This is a genomic window from Nocardioides sp., from assembly GCF_034670285.1.
Lineage (GTDB): Bacteria > Actinomycetota > Actinomycetes > Propionibacteriales > Nocardioidaceae > Nocardioides.
In genome coordinates this window covers 1-2,204 of sequence record NZ_JAXMNS010000511.1, presented here as the reverse complement: position 1 = coordinate 2,204, position 2,204 = coordinate 1, and the positions used below count along the sequence as shown (strand labels likewise).

1 protein-coding gene is annotated in these 2,204 nt (G+C 67.8%); it reads left to right on the top strand.

The features are described from left to right. Positions 1 to 2,204, top strand: a 2,204-nt coding sequence (locus VOI19_RS18380) for a M36 family metallopeptidase (protein WP_323794389.1), incomplete at both ends; no start/stop codon positions are given.

Genomic DNA, 2,204 nt, shown 5'->3' with positions numbered 1-2,204 from the left:
GCGGTCATGGGCGGCTACGAGGTCTTCGGAGGCAGCACTCTCGGCCCCACCCAGTTCGTGCGCAAGATCGCCTTCCCCACCGCTGCAGGCGGGCGCGCGGCCTACGCCGTCCTGGCCATCAAGGGCCTCGACGAGGCGTGGGCCACGATCGTCGACGCCGCCACCGGCCGTCCGCTCTTCCGCAAGTCGTTGGTCGCCCACGCGAGCGAGGGCGACGTCTTCGAGAACTACCCCGGCGCCGACAAGGGTGGAGAGCTCGTCACGAAGAGCTTCGGTCCGACGCAGACTTCGCCGGGCGGTTGGCTCGACCCCACCGGGGTCCTCGGTCTGCCGGGTGTCACCACCCTGGGCAACAACGCCAACACCGCCGTTGCCTGGACCGTGCCGCTGGTCGCCGTCGACCAGTACAACCGACCTGTCTCACCGACCGGGTCGTTCCGCTACGAGTTCTCCGACAGCTGGCAGAAGTCCGGCGGGTCCGAGCTCGGCTACCAGCCCGACGCCAACGCCGCCGCGACCAACCTCTTATACCACCACAACCGCATCCACGACGAGATGTACGAGTTCGGCTTCACCGAGAGCGGCGGCAACTTCCAGCTCGTCAACGCTCCCGGCACCTCCGGCCTGCCGGGCGACCCGATCTTCGGCGGCGCGCAGTCGGGTGCGCTCAACCTCACTGCGTCGGTGCTGCCGCTGGGCCGCAACAACGCCAACATGCTCACGCTGCCCGACGGCATCCCCGGCTTCACCAACATGTATCTGTGGGAGTTCGTCGACGACATCTTCGAAGGTCCCACCACCGACGGTGACTTCGACGCCTCGATCATCCAGCACGAGTACAGCCACGGCCTCTCCAACCGCTACGTCGGTGGCGGCGGGCTGGGCTCGCTCAGCGGAACGCAGTCCGGGGCGATGGGTGAGGGCTGGGGCGACTGGTACGCCATGAACGACCTGTTCCGGCGCGGGCTCACCCGCAGCGCCGTCGTCGCGGCCTACGTCGGCGACGAGGACCGCGGTATCCGCAACTGGAACTACGCCAAGAGCCCCGCGACCTACGGCGACTACGGCTACGACCTCAGTGGCGCCGAGGTGCACTCCGACGGCGAGATCTGGACCGCCACGCTCTGGACCCTGCGGAGCAAGATCCTCAAGGCGGTGGGCGGCAACCAGAAGAAGGCCTCCGACATCGCCGACATGGTGACCGACGCGATGCCGATCTCGCCGCCGGCTCCGTCGATGCTCGACATGCGCGACGCGATCATCAAGGCCGCCGAGCTGCGCTACAAGAAGCGGTTCACGAACCTGGTCTGGGACGCGTTCGCCGAGCGGGGCTTCGGTGTCTCGGCGTCGACCGAGGGCGAGAACGACACGACGCCGCAGCCCGGCTTCGACGTCGCGAAGAAGAAGCTCAACGGCAAGCTCGCCTTCAGGCTGGTCAACGCGTCCGCCGGCGGACCGGTGAAGGCTGCACGCGTGCTCGGCGGTCTCTTCGAGGCTCGCACGACGCCGATCTTCACCACCGGCACGTCCGGTCGTGGGGGAGCCACTCTCGCCGCCGGCAGCTACGACCTGACCATCCAGGCTCCCGGCTTCGGGATCCAGCGGATCACCGTGCCGATCCGCAAGGGTGCGACGCTGCGCAAGACCATCCGCCTGCGACCCAACCTGGCCTCGCAGTACTCAGGTGCCGAGGTGATCGGCGCCTCGAGCGAGAACGGCGCACTCCCGGCAGCCAACGCCTTCGACGACAGCGAGGCCACGGCGTGGCAGACCGGCTCGGCCGGCAAGGCCTACAACAAGGCGAAGGCACAGTCCGCGACGGTCCAGCTCAAGAAGACCTCGAAGATCGACCGGGTCGCGGTCAGTGTCATGAAGCCGGTCGGCCTGCCGCGCTTCTCGGCTGCGAGGAAGGTCAAGGTCCAGACGTCGATGAACGGCAAGAAGTGGAAGACCGCGAAGGTCGCCTCCTTCAGGTTCATCGCGCCTCGTCCGGCGGCACCCGACCTCAACCTCAAGACCTACGAGCTCACGAAGGCGCGCAAGGCGAAGTTCGTGCGCGTGGTGCCCGTCAAGACCTTCGGGGACAGCTCGATCACCACGACCGCGATCGTCTCGGAGGTCCAGGTCTTCGGCAAGGCGAAGGGCATCAAGCCCCGTCTGCCCAAGCCGGACGAGCCGGTCACCGTCTCGGGCTCCGTGGCGGT